The organism is Streptomyces sp. NBC_00576 (assembly GCF_036345175.1).
In the GTDB taxonomy this organism is placed as follows: Bacteria; Actinomycetota; Actinomycetes; order Streptomycetales; family Streptomycetaceae; genus Streptomyces.
The window spans coordinates 10,592,147-10,607,320 of sequence record NZ_CP107780.1; the positions used below are offsets into that span (position 1 = coordinate 10,592,147).

At 68.1% G+C, this 15,174-nt stretch carries 15 protein-coding genes and 3 pseudogenes; 11 read left to right on the forward strand and 7 right to left on the reverse strand.

The annotated features are described in order from the left end of the window. Nucleotides 1-32 precede the first annotated feature (32 nt). Nucleotides 33-533 (reverse strand): GtrA family protein, encoded by a 501-nt coding sequence (locus OG734_RS46170; RefSeq protein ID WP_330294029.1) that lies wholly within the window; start codon nt 531-533, stop codon nt 33-35. Between the two features lie 851 nt (nt 534-1,384). Between OG734_RS46170 and OG734_RS46175 the strand changes: the two genes are divergently transcribed. Further along, nucleotides 1,385-1,672, forward strand: coding sequence for a hypothetical protein (locus tag OG734_RS46175; RefSeq protein ID WP_330293369.1), 288 nt, complete (start codon nt 1,385-1,387; stop codon nt 1,670-1,672). A gap of 194 nt (nt 1,673-1,866) precedes the next feature. Here the strand turns inward: OG734_RS46175 and OG734_RS48245 are convergent. The 3 genes and pseudogenes from OG734_RS48245 to OG734_RS46185 all read right to left on the reverse strand — a co-directional run. Further along, nucleotides 1,867-2,262: pseudogene (locus tag OG734_RS48245) on the reverse strand (SCO2400 family protein); the annotation flags it as partial. A gap of 234 nt (nt 2,263-2,496) precedes the next feature. Beyond that, a pseudogene (locus OG734_RS46180) lies at nt 2,497-2,628 on the reverse strand (GNAT family N-acetyltransferase); the annotation flags it as partial. Between the two features lie 528 nt (nt 2,629-3,156). Next, a complete protein-coding gene (locus tag OG734_RS46185) occupies nt 3,157-3,357 on the reverse strand; it encodes a hypothetical protein (protein WP_330293370.1) in 201 nt (66 codons plus the stop codon). A gap of 450 nt (nt 3,358-3,807) precedes the next feature. Between OG734_RS46185 and OG734_RS46190 the strand changes: the two genes are divergently transcribed. The 5 genes from OG734_RS46190 (at nt 3,808) to OG734_RS46210 (ending at nt 7,437) form a co-directional block, all read left to right on the forward strand. After that, nucleotides 3,808-4,944 (forward strand): hypothetical protein, encoded by a 1,137-nt coding sequence (locus tag OG734_RS46190; protein ID WP_330293371.1) that lies wholly within the window; start codon nt 3,808-3,810, stop codon nt 4,942-4,944. Nucleotides 4,945-5,063: 119 nt separating this feature from the next. Next, nucleotides 5,064-5,327 carry a hypothetical protein gene (locus OG734_RS46195; RefSeq protein WP_443065046.1) on the forward strand — a complete coding sequence of 88 codons (264 nt, stop codon included), beginning with the start codon at nt 5,064-5,066 and terminating at the stop codon, nt 5,325-5,327. Nucleotides 5,328-5,527: 200 nt separating this feature from the next. Continuing rightward, a complete protein-coding gene (locus OG734_RS46200; RefSeq protein ID WP_318325307.1) occupies nt 5,528-5,698 on the forward strand; it encodes a hypothetical protein in 171 nt (56 codons plus the stop codon). A 360-nt stretch (nt 5,699-6,058) separates the two neighbouring features. Then, on the forward strand, nt 6,059-6,754 hold the full coding sequence (locus tag OG734_RS46205; protein ID WP_330293372.1) for a glycoside hydrolase family 11 protein: 696 nt from the start codon (nt 6,059-6,061) through the stop codon (nt 6,752-6,754). Nucleotides 6,755-6,756: 2 nt separating this feature from the next. After that, complete coding sequence (locus OG734_RS46210) at nt 6,757-7,437, forward strand: polysaccharide deacetylase family protein (RefSeq protein ID WP_330293373.1); 681 nt, start codon at nt 6,757-6,759, stop codon at nt 7,435-7,437. 150 nt (nt 7,438-7,587) lie between these two features. Here OG734_RS46210 and OG734_RS46215 read toward each other — a convergent pair whose 3' ends face one another. Further along, nucleotides 7,588-7,716: an LPFR motif small protein gene (locus OG734_RS46215; protein ID WP_263973004.1), complete on the reverse strand. Its 129-nt coding sequence runs from the start codon at nt 7,714-7,716 to the stop codon at nt 7,588-7,590. Between the two features lie 448 nt (nt 7,717-8,164). On the opposite strand from OG734_RS46215, the pseudogene OG734_RS46220 reads away from it, so the two are divergent. Together OG734_RS46220 and OG734_RS46225 are read left to right on the forward strand one after the other, a co-directional pair. Further along, nucleotides 8,165-8,308: pseudogene (locus tag OG734_RS46220) on the forward strand (MarR family winged helix-turn-helix transcriptional regulator); the annotation flags it as partial. 232 nt (nt 8,309-8,540) lie between these two features. After that, entirely contained in the window at nt 8,541-10,088 is a 1,548-nt protein-coding gene (locus OG734_RS46225) for an MFS transporter (RefSeq protein WP_330293374.1), read from the forward strand. Nucleotides 10,089-10,305: 217 nt separating this feature from the next. Here the strand turns inward: OG734_RS46225 and OG734_RS46230 are convergent, their stop codons facing one another. Next, on the reverse strand, nt 10,306-11,256 hold the full coding sequence (locus tag OG734_RS46230) for a helix-turn-helix domain-containing protein (protein ID WP_330293375.1): 951 nt from the start codon (nt 11,254-11,256) through the stop codon (nt 10,306-10,308). A gap of 247 nt (nt 11,257-11,503) precedes the next feature. Here OG734_RS46230 and OG734_RS46235 point away from each other — a divergent pair, with 247 nt between their 5' ends. The 3 genes from OG734_RS46235 (at nt 11,504) to OG734_RS46245 (ending at nt 14,050) form a co-directional block, all read left to right on the forward strand. Then, the gene (locus tag OG734_RS46235) at nt 11,504-12,349 is read left to right on the forward strand and encodes an SDR family oxidoreductase (protein ID WP_330293376.1); all 846 of its coding nucleotides are present in this window, start codon (nt 11,504-11,506) and stop codon (nt 12,347-12,349) included. 98 nt (nt 12,350-12,447) lie between these two features. Then, nucleotides 12,448-13,428 carry an aldo/keto reductase gene (locus tag OG734_RS46240; RefSeq protein WP_330293377.1) on the forward strand — a complete coding sequence of 327 codons (981 nt, stop codon included), beginning with the start codon at nt 12,448-12,450 and terminating at the stop codon, nt 13,426-13,428. 79 nt (nt 13,429-13,507) lie between these two features. Next, a complete protein-coding gene (locus tag OG734_RS46245) occupies nt 13,508-14,050 on the forward strand; it encodes an NAD(P)H-dependent oxidoreductase (protein WP_330293378.1) in 543 nt (180 codons plus the stop codon). 337 nt (nt 14,051-14,387) lie between these two features. Here OG734_RS46245 and OG734_RS46250 read toward each other — a convergent pair whose 3' ends face one another. Beyond that, nucleotides 14,388-15,116, reverse strand: a complete 729-nt coding sequence (locus OG734_RS46250; RefSeq protein WP_330293379.1) for a spermidine synthase — start codon at nt 15,114-15,116, stop codon at nt 14,388-14,390. Between the last annotated feature and the right edge of the window lie 58 nt (nt 15,117-15,174).

The following is a 15,174-nucleotide window of genomic DNA, read 5'->3' on the forward strand; positions in this document are numbered from 1 at the left end:
AGTTGGGGAACCGCAGCAGGCCACCAGCAGTGTCAGGCAGTCAGTTGTGTCTGCGATCCGCTCGGCCAGGTGGTGCGTGACGACTGCCGCCCTCCCGTCGGGACGGGTATGACCACTGTCCCCCGCTGCGTCAGCGGTCGTGTGGTCTTGGCGCGGCGGCCGGCGAAGACATAGAGGCGCAGGACGGTGAATCGGCCGACGCCGGCGAGGCCAGAGGCGCTGAGGTAGAGCGTCTGCTCAGTCAGCATGCCGGGGGAGGACTGCACCAGGTGCAGGACGTAGACGGCAGTGCTGGTCGCCAGGTAGGCGGCGGTCGCCGAACCCGCGGACTGCCAGTGCTCCCGCCGTCCGGCGCTACGTCCTTTGGCGAAGGTGAAGCGGGCGTGGAGCTCGGTGCACAGCAGAGTGGAGACGACGGTGATGATCGCGTTCGACACCGGCCAGGGCATGGTGATGGCTAACAGCGGTACTGCGAAGCTGGAGAGGATTCCGACACCACCCCCGAAAATTACAAACCGTATGAAGGAGGCGATGGGGCTGGGGGCGGCCTGGAGGGCGAGGCGGGCGCGGTCCGTCTCGTCGAGCTTGACCGCGCCCTGTGCGCACTCGTGGGTGATGTCGCCGAGGCGTCCCACGCCCCGGAGTTCAGCGCTGGCCGCTTTCGCGTCTCGGCTCGACGAGGTGTTGGCGGGCAGGACCGCGACGGTGGTGTCGAACTTCTGCATCGTGCGCTCCCAGGCTTCGGCTCCGTTGTTTCGAACAATGGAAAAGCTACGTTGCGTTCTGATATCTAGCAATGGACTCGTTGCGCACATTCGACATTGGTGCAGGTAGATGCGAATAAACTGTTGCATTAGATTCTGATCTAATGCAACGACGATCATCGCATTCGTTGCAATGTATTGACGGTGAACGCCATGTTGGAACGCATGCCAAGGAAGCAGGTGCCGTCCGCATTGTCACTGCTGAGGAGGCTCGGCAGCCTCCGCTCACGGAGGTCCAGATGGAGGACGCCGTCAAGCGTGAAGCGGGTGCATCCTGCCCCATCTCGCGGGCTGGGCTCCGTCAACGACAATCAGCCGTCAAGCGCTTGGGAGCGTGCAGTGCTACGTCCGCGATGCGGACTGCGACCCCGGCGCGATCGACGGCCAGTTCGGCCCCGACAACTGGGCGGCCTGACAGCGTTTCCTCAACGACCGCGGATTCAGCGTCGCCGGAACCGTCGACGGCGACATCGGCCCCAACGCCGTCCGCGAGGGTGTCGCAGCCGGTTGAAACGGCTTCGACACCCTCGCGGACGGCGTTCTTCGGGGTTGCGTCAGGCGTGGGTGGGATCTGTGGGATATAGCGCCGTGCGGTTCGCCTGGGGGCGTTGCGTCAGCTGATGCATACCAGTCCGAGTAGGCAGAGCTCTGGGGACGAGGGCGGCGAGGAGGACTCGGACGGTGAGGGAGTCGCCGAAGATGTGTCGGTGCTCGATGTGTCCGTGCCTGATGTGTCCGTACCTGAAGTGCTGGTGCTGGTGCTGGTGCTGGTGCTGTCGGTGGCCGGGGGTGTGGGCGTGGCTGTCGTCTTCGTGGCGGTGTCCGTGGCATCGGACACGATGGACGCCGCCTGTGCCTCGGCCGGGGCTGTCGCCTTCGTCAGTGGGATCGTGACGCTGTACTGCTGATTTGCTTGATTCGCTGGGGTCCTCGGCTTGGCCTGGGGCGCGACCGCCTGCTGCTCGTGCGGCGTGTTCGTCGTGGTGGAGCGGGTGGCGGACGAGGTGTGCTTCGCTCGGTGCGTGTCTGCCGGTGTCGAGGGAACCGGAGTGGGCTCTGTGGCCTGTTCCTCCGCCATTCCCATGACTTCTCTGTCCGGCGCGGAGGCCGCCTGCGTTCGGTCCGGGGTCTGGCGGTTCAGTGACGAGACGGTCATGCCTCCGCCGACCAGGGCGACCGCGGTGGCGACCAGGGCCCTGCGCTGCGTCTTCTTCCAGCGTTCCCGCTGGCGACGCCGTGCCGCCCGGCCCGGAGGCGCGGGGGAGGGGGCGTCCGGGCCGTCGTACGGGTGCTCCTGCAGCGTTGGGCTGCCTTCCTCGGCGCCGGAACTTGCGTCGTTCCACAGGTGGGAAGGGACTTGCCGAGCTGCCGCGGCCGCCGCAACGGCCGGTGCGGGCGTTCCGTCGGCGAGGGGAGCGATGTCCGGGGCGTAGGCACCGCAGCCGGGGCACATGAGGGCGCCGTTGAGATGCCGACGGCATGTGGAGCAGTAGTCCATCTACGGTCTTCCTGTGTTCACTTTTGCACGGGGGAAGGGAGCCGCGAGCAAAGGTAGCGAGGCTTTCGAAAGGGTGTGTGCAGTCTGTGTGTCACTCCTGCGCAGATGCGCCCGGGTCGTGACCGCTGTACGACACATCCGCGTACCGTTTCCATTGGTTGCACGGCATTTGATCCGCTTCGCCCGCCAGTAGGAGGGCCTGGATGTCGCACCGGTGAAGGGTGTCCGGCTTACCGCCGAGACCGGCGCCTCCTGGGACGCGGCATCTTCGCGGGCAGTGGCCGCCCTGCGTGTGCAGAGCCCGTACCGTACTGCCGCCAGCCGGCACAGTTCCCGGACTGTCGCGGTCGCCTCGCCGCGGCCTGCGTCGCCGACTTCTCACAGGTGAAGCCGGACCGGCAAACGGGACCCGTCAGGCCCAGCTCTGCACCGAGCACGCCCCCTGCCCGGACTGACCGACCCCAGGCCGTTCGGAGCGGCCCCGCAGGCGAAAGTGAAAAATGGGCTGCAGGAGAGCGGAACAACCTTCGCCTCGTGCATCTCAGGATGTCGTCACCGATCTCCCTCATCCTGACCGTGCAGCCCGGGGCCTCGCAGGCCGCGCACCAGGACCAGGGTCACCTCCGCTCGTGCGAGGGTGACCCGCCGGGGCCCACGGGCCCCCATCTGCCGGTGGGGCTACCCGCGCGGGAGTGACATGTTGATGATCGGGAGCCGCTTGGTCGCGCCCGCCACGTAGGTGGAGAAGCGGACGACCTCCTGGGCGGTGACGGGGATGTTGGGTGCCGGGGTGCCGTCGGCCTTAGCGACGGCTCGGTGTTGACCCGCTCGGGCGCGCCGCCGCTTTCGGTCGTCAGGGCGCCAGATCCGGGCCGGACGGAGCCGATGCCGCCCTCAGGCGGTGCCTTGCGGGTCGTACGGTATGAGGGCGGCCACGGGGATCACCGCGTTCGGTGAGGCCCTGAACGCCCATTCCTTCAGCCCCGGCCAGCTCGGTGCCACCGATGCGATGCGCGCCGAGCTGGCGTGTGCCCTCGACGCGTACGAGCAGGCGAAGCGGGACTTCGTCGGCGACCGGACCGGGGTGGACCGCACTCGACGTACTGCGCCGCATTGGACGAGGGCAGGCACGCGCTGGCCTGTCCGGACGCTCTGCTCGCCGACGACTCGCCGCCAGAGCGCATGCCGCTCCGCTTTTTCGACGCCCGGCAAGTCAGATGGGCGCTTCCAGGGGGCGTCGCCCGCGACATCGCCGTGTGCGCAGCGGACGCGGTCCCCTTGGCGGGGAGCCCGACACGGGTCCGACCGGCCGAGGTACACCGTTGGCCAGGGCGGCTCCGCCGTGGACCGGATCGATGCCCCCGGGTACCTGTCGCCCAAGTCCAGTACATCGAAGAGGCGTTGGAAGAGCTCGGGTTCGTCGTTGGCGACCCGTCGGCAGGCAGTCGACGGCCGCTCTCGTCGATCGCGACGCAGGGGCGGCGGTGTGGCCCGGGGCATCCGCCTCATGCCAAGGTGGCCGCGGCCTCGTGTGAGGATGTGGCAATGGCGTGGCTGAGGGAACGTGGGCGGCGGACGGTCGGGCTCGTGGCCACGGCGAGTGCGGTGCTGGCGTTGACCGCCTGCAGCCAAGGCGGCGCCGTCAACGGGGAGTCCGGGGGCCGCGAGGCGACGTACAAGCGAGTCATCGAAGACCCTCACCCACGCCCCGCCGATGTCATCGAGGCGGTCGGCGCGCCCACCGGCGTGGTTCGCGCGGACGACGGTTCGCTGCTCCTGATGTACGACGCCGGCAACGTCGAGGATGACGAGGGGCCGGCCGCCACCGCCTGGCGCATCGTCGGCCCGGACGGCCGTACGGTAGCCGAGCACGCGGAACACGCCGACGCGGAGGCGGTGCCGCCCGCGTTCAAGGGGGTGCGCGGGGGCTTCGTGCGGGTGCCGCCGGGGGATGGGGCCGAGGAAGCGTACGCCCTGGACGTACGCGGCAGGCGGCACAAGGTCATCACCACCGGGACTCCGTTGCGCACCCGCCCCGGCGACGTCCTGCTCGCTGAACCGGAGCCGACTCTCATCTACCGCCCCGCCACGCGCACCGTGGCGCCCCCGGCCGGAGTGGCGGACGACGCTGCCCGCCTCGCCGTCGACGAGCGGGGCACGGTCTGGAGCCTGGACCAGCCCCTGACCGACGACCCGAACCGCGTCGTATGGCAGCGCGACGGGCGCACACTTGGCTCCACGGCCGTCCCCAAACCGTACGCGGGAGGCGTCCTCGCCGCGCGGGGTGGCAGCGCGGCGCTGTCCCTCATCCGGGGCGAGGGCGTGGGGGGCCTGTTGGTGACGACGGACGGCGGCGAGCGCTGGCAGATGATCCTCGGCGGCGGCATTCCTTGGAAGGATCTGCAGCGTGGCCCGGAGTCGATGATCCTGGAGCTGCTGGCGGACGGACGGCTGCTCGTCGGCGAGGAGAGCGGCCGCTACTGGCTCGCCGACGACCGCACCAACAGCGCCTTCCACGAGCTGAAGACGCCGGCGAAGTTCACGTCGTTCACCGTCGACGGCACGACCCTCTACGGCATCGCGGACGCGACGACTTCGACCTATGACCTGGTGAAGGGCGAAGGGCTGTGGATCTCTCACGACGGTGGACGCGAGTGGCGGCGTTACGGGCAGCGCGGATAGCGGCGGAACGGGCGCGGGTACGTGCGGCCAAGCTCGCTTCCGTCGATTGGCCGCCGGCGCTCCCACGACTCGGCTGCGAATCGGGGCTGTTGCTGGCGCAATACGTGGAGGAGCGGTACGTGACCGATCTCTTTCCCGCCAACACGTCCGGCGTCGGCTGCCCAAGCAGCGGATGGCGATCCGCTCGACCGGCTGACGCCGCGCGGGCGCGAGGAGCTGGAGCCAAGCACATCAACAGCATCTTCACCAAGCTTGACCTGCCCAAGGCGGACGCCGACCACGGCCGAGGAGTGCTGACTGTCCGTCGCCTGCTCGGCGTCGCGAACGCCGCATTGCGCTGCGACCGCAGAGGTTCGCGGGTGTCGGTCAGGCAGCCGTCTTGAGGGGGTGTCCGCCCAGTGGATGCTTTTCTCGATGCGGATGCGGATGCGGATGCGGGCGCGTTGGCGATGGCGAACTGCCTCAGGGGTCGAAGTGACCAGGACAGGGATGGCAGGCAGTCGCGAGTCGCCTCTCGCAGTCAGAGGCGTGCCAGGGGGATACGGGGGCACACGGGTCTCACCCTTTCGAGAGGAACCGCTCCATGCTTGGTATAGCTGCGGCAGTACTGTTTTTCATCGCATTCCTGATCAACGCTGCCGAGATCGCGACGAACGATGTCTTCTCTTCCACGAACGTCATGCTCCTCGGCCTGATGCTCCTGGCCCTGCACGTCGCGGGAATAGGGAGTGGCTGGTCTGGCCGCAGGCGCTGACGGGCCTCGCGGCGGTGCACGTCGCCTCGACACTCGACACGCGCCGCGGACGCGATCCGTGTCGGGGCCGGCCGTTCGCCGCGTGGGTGCTGTACAGGTCGGCTTCGAAACATTCGGAAAAATGGGCCTAGAGCATTTGCTTCGAACTTCGGCGATACGAGAATTCGACTCGCCGTCGCCTCGTCTACTTGAGCGTAATGGGGCATTGAACAGGAAAAACAATTTCTCCGACGTGGCCGTCACTGCTTTCGAATGTTTCGAGGCAAATACCGAAACTATTGACACCTGACGTGACCCGGCCAACACTGTCGCGTGTTCAGCAGCCCCCAGGTCCCATGAGGACGAGGAGGAAACACGCACATGAACAACGCACCCGCACGCGCACGCGCATCCGCATTCCGGCTCAGGCTGTTCATCAGCGGCGTCTGCACCATGCTGCTGGTCGCCGTGGCCGCACTGACTCTGCCCGGCACCGCTCAGGCCGCCACGGTCGTCACCACGAACCAGACCGGCACCAACAACGGCTACTACTACTCGTTCTGGACCGACGCGCCGGGCACCGTCTCCATGACCCTGAACTCCGGCGGCAACTACAGCACCTCATGGAGCAACACCGGCAACTTCGTGGCCGGCAAGGGCTGGAGCAACGGCTCACGCAGGACCGTGAACTACTCGGGCAGCTTCAATCCGTCCGGGAACGCCTACCTGGCGCTGTACGGCTGGACGTCCAACCCGCTCGTCGAGTACTACATCGTCGACAACTGGGGCACCTACCGGCCCACGGGAACGTACAAGGGCACCGTCACCAGCGACGGCGGTACGTACGACATCTACCAGACCACCCGCTACAACGCCCCGTCCGTGGAAGGCAACCGCACCTTCAACCAGTACTGGAGCGTCCGACAGTCGAAACGGACCGGCGGCACCATCACCACCGGCAACCACTTCGACGCCTGGGCCCGCGCCGGTATGCCCATGGGCAGCTTCAACTACTACATGATCCTCGCCACCGAGGGTTACCGGAGCAGCGGCAACTCCAACATCACGGTGCGCTAGCCATGACCCTGACGAAAGCAAACCGTCTCCCGTTACTGGCCGCCGCGGTGGTTCTCGCCGCTGCCACCGCCCTCACCGGCCACACCGCCGCCCCGGCGCAGGCCGCTGCCTGCAACGGGTACGTCGGGCTCACCTTCGACGACGGCCCGTCCACCAACACGGCGGCTCTGCTCAACGCCCTCACGCGGAACGGGTTGCGAGCCACGATGTTCAACGAGGGCCAGTACGCCGCCGCCAACCCGGCCCTGGTCCGTGCCCAGGTGAACGCCGGCATGTGGGTCGGCAACCACAGCTACACCCACCCGCATCTGACCCAGCTGGGCCAGTCACAGATCGACTCGGAGATCTCCCGGACCCAACAGGCCGTCGCCAACGCGGGCGGCGGCACTCCGGTGCTCTTCCGCCCGCCGTACGGCGAGACCAACGCGACGGTGAAGGCGGTCGCGGCCAGGTACGGTCTGACCCAGATCATCTGGGACGTCGACTCACAGGACTGGAACGGCGCCAGTACCGACGCGATCGTGCAGGCCGCCGCCAGGCTCACCAACGGGCAGGTCATCCTCATGCACGACTGGTCCGCAAACACGCTCGCCGCGGTTCCACGTATCGCACAGGGCCTGACCGGCCGCGGCCTGTGCGCCGGGAAGATCTCCCCGGCGACCGGACGAGCCGTGGCCCCCTAGCCTCTTGTGATTCCGCCGCACCTGAGGCCTGCGGAAGTCGGCGTGTCGACGCATTCTCCGCAGGTCAGGCAAACGTAAGCCCGGCTGGACAGAGGTGCCAGCCGGGCTTGGGCTTCGGGGACGTTCGCACATCGACGCGCCACTGGTGTGTCAGTGGTGTCCGTGGGCGGAGCTTGAGGCGCCGCCGAAGAGTCGGGCCACGGCCCGGAACGGCAGGGTCACGACGGTAGCGATGGCCCCGCCGATGGACCGAAGAACATCTGCGATTGCCTTCAACACGGTGGGCCTCCATCCTCCTCCAGCGCAGTGCGCCGGGTCTGGCTTGCCGCTGTACGGCCGATCACCGGGCGGGTGCCCGGTGATCGGCCGAGGAAACCGGCCTCGCCGGCGGACACGAAGCCGTTGTCCGACGTGACGCGGTGGTGGGCCTCGCTGTGAGCGGTCACACCAGTCCCAGAGGACCTCCAGGAAGGACACGGGGTCCACTTGATCCTCGCTCGCCACGACATTTCTGATGGGCCGCAGCGTCCACGGGCCCAGAGGTTGAGGACTGCGCCACGGCGTGGCTGGAGGGTGTGCAGGGCCGTCCCGGACCGCCCGTCTCCTCCGCCCCGGAAGCGCTGACGCGACATCGTCAAGTACATGTACTGCTGCGAGAGTTGGGTCAGGTGCCCGCGGATCCGGGACCGGCACCGGTCGCTCGTCCTGGCCTCCTGCGGGCCGGCTCGGTCGCACGCCCGGCGCCAGTGCGCGGGAGCCGGAGGCGGCGACCTTCCAGGGTGAGCAGGCGTTCGACACCCTCGCCGGACGACTGGTGGCGCAGGAGCTGGTGGACCGGCGTTCGGGGCACGGTAGGCGGTTCGAGCATCACGGCTTCGCTGACCTGGCGACTGACCATGGCGCCACCCGTCGCCCGGTGCCGAATGATGCCCTCAACCGGGTCGCTCCTGGAGTTTTCGGCCCTCAGGGGGGACAGGACCCGCCTCCTTGTGGGGTCCCCGCGCCGGCGGCCTGCGTGAGGTGATCCCTCGCGATCCGCGCCGGAGCGTAAAGCGACAAGGCAGGGGCACACGAAGGTGGTTCGCTCGACGAGGAGGGAGCCCATGCCCAGCGCCATCGCTCCGGCCGGAACCGGCCGCACCATCACCAGCTCGATCCCTGCCCGCCTCGACCGCCTCCCATGGTCACGCTGGCACTGGACGATCGTGATCGGCCTCGGCACCGTATGGATCCTCGACGGCCTTGAGGTCACGGTCGTCGGCAACATCTCCTCCCGGCTCTCGGAGCCCGGCAGCGGCCTGCCGATCACCTCCGGTCAGATCACCGGTATCGCGGCCGCCCTGTACGTGGCCGGCGCCTGCGTCGGCGCCCTCTTCTGGGGCCGCATGACCGACCGCTTCGGCCGCAAGAAGCTGTTCATGATCACCCTGGCGGTCTATCTGGCCGCCACCGCGCTGACCGCGGTGTCCTTCTCGACCTGGTGGTTCTTCGCGTTCCGCTTCCTCACGGGCTTCGGCATCGGCGGCGAGTACGCGGCCATCAACTCCGCGATCGACGAGCTCATCCCGTCGTTCTACCGCGGCCGCGTCGACCTCATCATCAACGGCAGCTTCTGGATCGGCGCGGTCGGCGGTTCGCTGCTGTCGATCGTCGCGCTGAACACCGACATCCTGCCGAAGGACGTGGGCTGGCGGCTGACCTTCGCCCTGGGCGTGGTCCTCGGCCTGGTCATCCTCGTCGTACGACGGCACGTCCCCGAGAGTCCACGCTGGCTGCTGATCCACGGCAGGGAACGGGAGGCGGAGGAGATCGTCTCCTCCATCGAGCGGAAGGTCGAGTCCGAGAAGGGCGAACCGCTTCCTGAACCCGAGAACGAGATCACCATCCAGCAGCGCAAGACGGTCGGCTTCGGCGAGATCGCCCGCACGGTCTTCGCGACCTACCGCAAGCGCAGTGTCCTCGGCTTCTCCCTCTTCATCGGCCAGGCGTTCCTCTACAACGCGATCACTTTCGGCTTCGGCGCGATCCTGACGACGTTCTTCGACGTTCCGAGCGGCAACACGGGCTACTACTTCGCCGTGATCGCGGTCGGCAACTTCTTCGGCCCGCTGCTGCTCGGTAAACTGTTCGATACAGTCGGCCGCCGGGTGATGATCTCCTCGACGTACCTGCTCTCCGGAGTGCTGCTGTTCGGCACGGCCTGGCTGTTCGACCGCGGCTCGCTGACCGCGACCACGCTGACGGCCTGCTGGTGCGCGGTGCTGTTCTTCGCCTCGGCGGGCGCCTCCAGCGCCTACCTGACGGTCTCCGAGATCTTCCCGATGGAGACGCGGGCCATGTCCATCGCCTTCTTCTACGCCATCGGCACCGCCGCCGGGGGCATCACGGGCCCGCTGGTCTTCGCCGACCTCACCGCGTCCGGCGTGGTCGGGGACACGGTGCTCGCCTTCCAGATCGGCGCCGGTCTGATGTGCGCGGCCGGGATCGTCGCCGCGTTCCTCGCGGTGAGTGCCGAACGCCGCTCGCTGGAGGACATCGCCAAGCCGCTGTCGGCGGTGGCGTCGGCCTCGGCGAAGGCCAAGGGGAAGGTGACGGTCAAGGCGACGGGAAAAGCGACGGGAAAAGCGACGGGTAGGGCTGCGGAAGCATGACGGCGGAGTGGCCGAATTCGGCTCCGGCGCAGCGGAGGGACTGCTCGCAAGGAGGCAGGGGGTCCGGCTTATGGGCTGGTGGTTGACTGGCCCCTGCTTGGTGGCTGTCGCTTTGCAGAGACTGCGGCTTGCCCACCGGGTCCGCACGCCCTCACGCGCCCGGCGCATCCCTCGACGGCCCAGACATTGCCGCGGATGGACTCGCGTGGCTCGTCGTTCAGTCGGGTGTATCCGCCGACTGGGAGTCGTTGGCCGGCGTCGACCGCTCGATGTCATCGTTGGCCGCGGCCCAGCTGGCCAGCAGATTCAGGGCGTTCTGCGAGGGTGACGCGGGCTCCGCGGTGTAGGTGAGCAGGAACTGGCTGGGGCCGTCGCCGAGCGGGAAGGTCTCGAAGGGCAGGTCGAGGTCCCCGACGACCGGGTGATGGAGGAGCTTCACACCGGTGGTGTGCATCCGTACGTTGTGGGCGGCCCAGCGGCGACGGAATTCCTCGCTGCGGGTGGACAGCTCCCCGATCAGGTCCGAAAGCCGCCGGTCGTAGAGATCGCGGCCGGCCTCGGCACGCAGCATGGCGACCGTGTCGTTGGCGACTTCGTCCCAGTGACGGAAGAACTCGGTCGCGTGCGGGGTGAGAAAGACGAACCGTGCGTTGTTGGGCGGCCGCACCGGGTCGGCGTAGACGGGGGAGAACAGGGCGCGCCCGAGATGGTTGGCGGCCAGGATGTCCCCGCGGCCGCTGAGGATGAACGCGGGGGTGCCGACCATCGAGTCGAGGACGCGCTGCACGGCGGGCCGTACGCGCTGCTGGGCGGGTCGGCGGCGTGGCGGACGGGTCGTGCCGGCGCCGCGCAGGAGGTCGAGCAGGTGGGTTCGTTCGGCCTCGTCGAGCTGAAGTGCTTGGGCGATGCCTTCGATGACGCTCTCGGAGACGCCGGTGGCGTTGCCGCGCTCCAGTCGGGTGTAGTACTCGCTGGAGATGCCCGCGAGGAGGGCGACCTCCTCGCGGCGCAGTCCGGTGACTCGCCGACGCTCTCCGCCGTAGAGAGGCAGTCCGGCTTGTGCGGGGGTGACCCTGGCCCGTCGCGTGCCGAGGAATTCCCGGATCTCCGTGCGGAAATTGTCACGGATGTCGTGATTGCCGCCTTCTGGGTCGGTTCTGTCTGTCATGCGCTTCACTCTACGAGCGCTTCCACCGGGTTGGGGGTCCCTGTCAGTGACCCCCTCATCAGGGACTCCCACACGCGTGTGACAGCGGGTTTTGTTGGTTGTGCACCGCCCATGGCGGTGTGAACGGCCCGGACAGGGCGGCGCTCGCGGCGCCGGTCCCCAGTTCCCGCAGGGGTGCTGTCGGTGCCGTCCGTATCTCCCCGTACACACCAGGTGCCGGTGCACGGCGTCTGAAAGGAAACTCCTCATGAGCAAGGTCATTCTCGTCACCGGTGCCGGACGCGGTCTGGGTACGGACATCGCCCGCGAGGCCCTCGCCGCCGGCCATCGGGTCGTCGCCACCGGCCGCCGCCCCGGCGAGGTCGAGAAGACCCTGGGCGGGCCTCAGGACAACCTGCTCGTCACCAAGCTGGACGTCACCAGCCTGGAGGACGCCGAAGCCGCCGCGCAGGCCGCCGTCGACCGCTTCGGCCGCATCGACGTCCTCATCAACAACGCCGGGAACCTGTTCACCGGCTACTTCGAGGAGATCTCGCCCGCGCAGATGCGCCGGCAGTTCGAGACGAACCTCTTCGGCCCGATGAACGTCACCCGCGCCGTCCTGCCGATCATGCGCGAGCAGCGCGCCGGCCACGTCATCACCATCACCTCGACCGCAGGCCTGGTCGGCATGGAATTCACCTCCGCCTACGCCGCCTCCAAGTTCGCCGAAGAAGGCTGGATGGAGTCCCTGCGCCATGACGTCGAGCCGTACAACATCCACACCACCGTCGTGGAACCCGGCTACTTCCGCACCGAGCTCCTCGTCGACGGCTCCACGACCTGGCCCGAACTGTCCATCGACGACTACGCCCCGCGCACCGCCCCGAGGATCGCGGGCATGAAGAGCATGAACGGCCAGCAGCCCGGCGACCCCGCCAAACTCGCCCGCGCCCTGCTCACCATCGCCGGCCAGGACAAGCCCCTGCAGCGCTTCGTCGCCGGCGCCGACGCCATCGAGGCCGCCGAAGCCAAGGCGAACGAACTCCTCGCCCAGGCAGAGGCCTCCCGCGAACTGGGCGGCGCCCTCGCCTACGACGACACCCACGCCTGAGCAATACACCCCGCGCCCCACGGTCCGCCGACTGGTGGCGCACCGCACTGATCGCGACCGCTGACCGGCCTGACGGCCACTACGACAAGGAGTACCTGATGAAGCACGTATCACTGGGCGGGCTCGACGTCTCCCGCATCGGCCTGGGAGCCATGACCATGGCCGGCACGTACACGACGGGCGGTGGGCTCGATGACGCCGAGTCGATCCGTACCATCCACCGGGCGCTGGACCTCGGGGTCACCCACATCGACACCGCCGAGATCTACGGCCCCTTCCACAGCGAGGAAATCGTCGGGAAGGCCATCAAGGGCCGACGCGACGACGTCGTCATCGCGACGAAGTTCGGCCTCGTCTCCCACGCCGGCGACGGCCCCGGCGTCATCGACAGCAGTCCCGCCAACGTGAAGACCGCGGTCGAAGGCTCGCTCCTGCGGCTCGGCACTGACCACATCGACCTGTACTACCAGCACCGCGTCGACCCCAACATGCCCATCGAAGAGACCATCGGCGCGCTGGCCGAACTGGTCGCCGAGGGCAAGGTGCGCCACATCGGCCTCTCCGAAGCCGGCCCCGGCACGATCCGCCGTGCCCACGCCGTGTACCCGGTGGCCGCGCTGCAGACCGAATACTCCCTGTGGACCCGCGACGTCGAAGCCGAAATCCTCCCGCTGCTGCGTGAGTTGGGCATCGGCTTCGTTCCCTACTCGCCGCTCGGGCACGGCCTGCTGACCGGGCAGATCCGCACGGTCGACGACTTCGCGGACGACGACTGGCGCAAGACCAACCCGCGCTTCACCGGCGAGAACTTCCAGCGCAACCTGACCATCGTCGACGAAGTGCGGGCCATCGGCGCCGAGATCGGTGCCACCCCGGCCCAGACCGCGCTGGCGTGGCTGCTGACCCGCGGCGACGACATCGCCCCGATTCCCGGAACCCGGCGGGTCTCGCGCGTCGAAGAGAACATCGCCGCCGACGGTGTCGAACTCAACGCCGCTCAGCTCGACCGCCTGAACAACCTCACCCCGGCCGCCGGCGAGCGCCACAACGAAGCCAGCATGGCCAGCATCGACCGCTGACCCCGGCTCCGCTGCGCCCGGCTCACCCCGCGTTGCATCCATTCACCCACTTCACCGATCACTGAAGAGGTTTCTCATCATGTCCAAGGTTCTTCTTGTCGTAGGCCACCCCGACCTGTCCCGGTCGAGGGCCAACGCGGCGCTCGTGGACGCCGTCCGCGGTCTGCCCCATGTCACCGTGCACGACCTCTACGCCGCCTACCCCGACTTCCAGATCGATGTCGAGGCTGAGCAGGCGCTGCTGGCCGAGCACGATGTGATCGTCTTCCAGCACCCGGTGTTCTGGTACAACACCACCCCGCTGTTCAAGCACTGGCAGGACACGGTCCTCACCCTCGGCTGGGCCTTCACCATCGACGGATCCGCCTCGCAACTGGCCGGCAAGAAGGCCGTCGTCGCCGTCACCACCGGCGTCCCCGCCGACCACTACACCCCCGAAGGCGCGAACCAGGCCACCGTCGAGACCCTCCTCAACAGCTGGGAGGCGACCCTGCGCCTGTGCCAGCTCGACTCTCAGCAGCCGATGTTCAAGGTGTACGGCACCGCCTTCGGCCTCTCCGACGAGGACCTGGCCACCGCCGCCAAGCAGTACAACGAACTGCTCGCCTCCTACGCCGCCTGACGCGCTCTCACGGCGCCAGCCGAGCTTCATAGAGGCTGCTGATCTTGTCGCAGGCGGACTGCGGGGCTTGGTCCTGGTTTCGCCAGAAGTTGCGTTGGTCGGCGTCCCCGGACTGGTCCGGGTCCTCCCCGTGTTCTGCTTCGAAGGCGAGCACCGCCTGCCAGCCAAGAGCCGACTCTCTGGGCAGCCGGGGCACAACCGCAGGGCCTCCTGGTAGCTCGGGGTTTTTACCCCAACCGAGCGCGACCAGGAGGCCTCGCCGCAGTCGTTCGTGCTCACGTCCGCGGCGACCAAAGCGCCTGATACGAGACCAACTCGGCCTGGTCAGACTGTTTGCCTACGGCGGGCCCGGTTCTGTCCTGGCCACGTAGACGGTGTTGGTCGAGGTGCCGCCTTGCAGGGGATTGTCGAAGTGGACGACATGGGCCTCTGATTGCGCAAAGACCTCCGTGAGTGCGGAGGTGAACTCTTTGTCCGGCGGGTCGTTCGACCACAGGGCGAAGACCCCGTCGGGGTGGAGGTGTTCGCTGAGAGCGCGGAGCCCGGCAGGCTGGTAGAGCGCCGCGTGGCGCGGGTGGAGCACATGGCGCGGCGAATGGTCGACATCCAGAAGAATGGCGTGGAAGCGGCGGCCGGGCTTGCTCGGGTCCAGGCCGGACGAATCGGCCGCCATTGCGAAGAAGTCGCCTTGGACCAGGCGACAGCGGGCGTCCGAGGTCAGCCGGGAGCCGAGAGGGACCAGGCCCCGCTGATGCCAGTCGATGACTTCGGCGAGCGTATCGATCACGGTCAGCGAGCGCGCTTGGGGGTTGTCCAGCACCGCCGCGGCGGTGTACCCGAGTCCGAGTCCGCCGACGGCGACGTCCAGTTCGGTGCCGGGCAGTTTCGCCAGTCCGAGTTCCGCAAGTGCGATCTCGCCGGCTGTGAAGAGGCTGGACATCAAGAACTCGTCGCCGAGCTTCACCTCGTACACATCGGTGCCCGATGCAGGGTCGCGTCGGCGCCGCAGGCTGATGTCGCCCATGGCTGTCGGGCGCCAGTCGATTTCCTCGAAACGCGCGCTCATCCGTTGACCTTTCTGACGCACCGTCGGTGCCTGGAGCGCCGCTCCGCGCTGGTGTGGG

What these genes read in the sequence shown, in the direction of transcription:
- OG734_RS46175 (WP_330293369.1), top strand. Translation starts at nt 1,385, where the DNA reads ATGCATACCAGTCCGAGTAGGCAGAGCTCTGGGGACGAGGGCGGCGAG.
- OG734_RS46190 (WP_330293371.1), top strand. Translation starts at nt 3,808, where the DNA reads ATGGCGTGGCTGAGGGAACGTGGGCGGCGGACGGTCGGGCTCGTGGCC.
- OG734_RS46200 (WP_318325307.1), top strand. Translation starts at nt 5,528, where the DNA reads ATGCTTGGTATAGCTGCGGCAGTACTGTTTTTCATCGCATTCCTGATC.
- OG734_RS46205 (WP_330293372.1), top strand. Translation starts at nt 6,059, where the DNA reads ATGAACAACGCACCCGCACGCGCACGCGCATCCGCATTCCGGCTCAGG.
- OG734_RS46210 (WP_330293373.1), top strand. Translation starts at nt 6,757, where the DNA reads ATGACCCTGACGAAAGCAAACCGTCTCCCGTTACTGGCCGCCGCGGTG.
- OG734_RS46225 (WP_330293374.1), top strand. Translation starts at nt 8,541, where the DNA reads ATGCCCAGCGCCATCGCTCCGGCCGGAACCGGCCGCACCATCACCAGC.
- OG734_RS46230 (WP_330293375.1), bottom strand. Translation starts at nt 11,256, where the DNA reads ATGACAGACAGAACCGACCCAGAAGGCGGCAATCACGACATCCGTGAC.
- OG734_RS46235 (WP_330293376.1), top strand. Translation starts at nt 11,504, where the DNA reads ATGAGCAAGGTCATTCTCGTCACCGGTGCCGGACGCGGTCTGGGTACG.
- OG734_RS46240 (WP_330293377.1), top strand. Translation starts at nt 12,448, where the DNA reads ATGAAGCACGTATCACTGGGCGGGCTCGACGTCTCCCGCATCGGCCTG.
- OG734_RS46245 (WP_330293378.1), top strand. Translation starts at nt 13,508, where the DNA reads ATGTCCAAGGTTCTTCTTGTCGTAGGCCACCCCGACCTGTCCCGGTCG.
- OG734_RS46250 (WP_330293379.1), bottom strand. Translation starts at nt 15,116, where the DNA reads ATGAGCGCGCGTTTCGAGGAAATCGACTGGCGCCCGACAGCCATGGGC.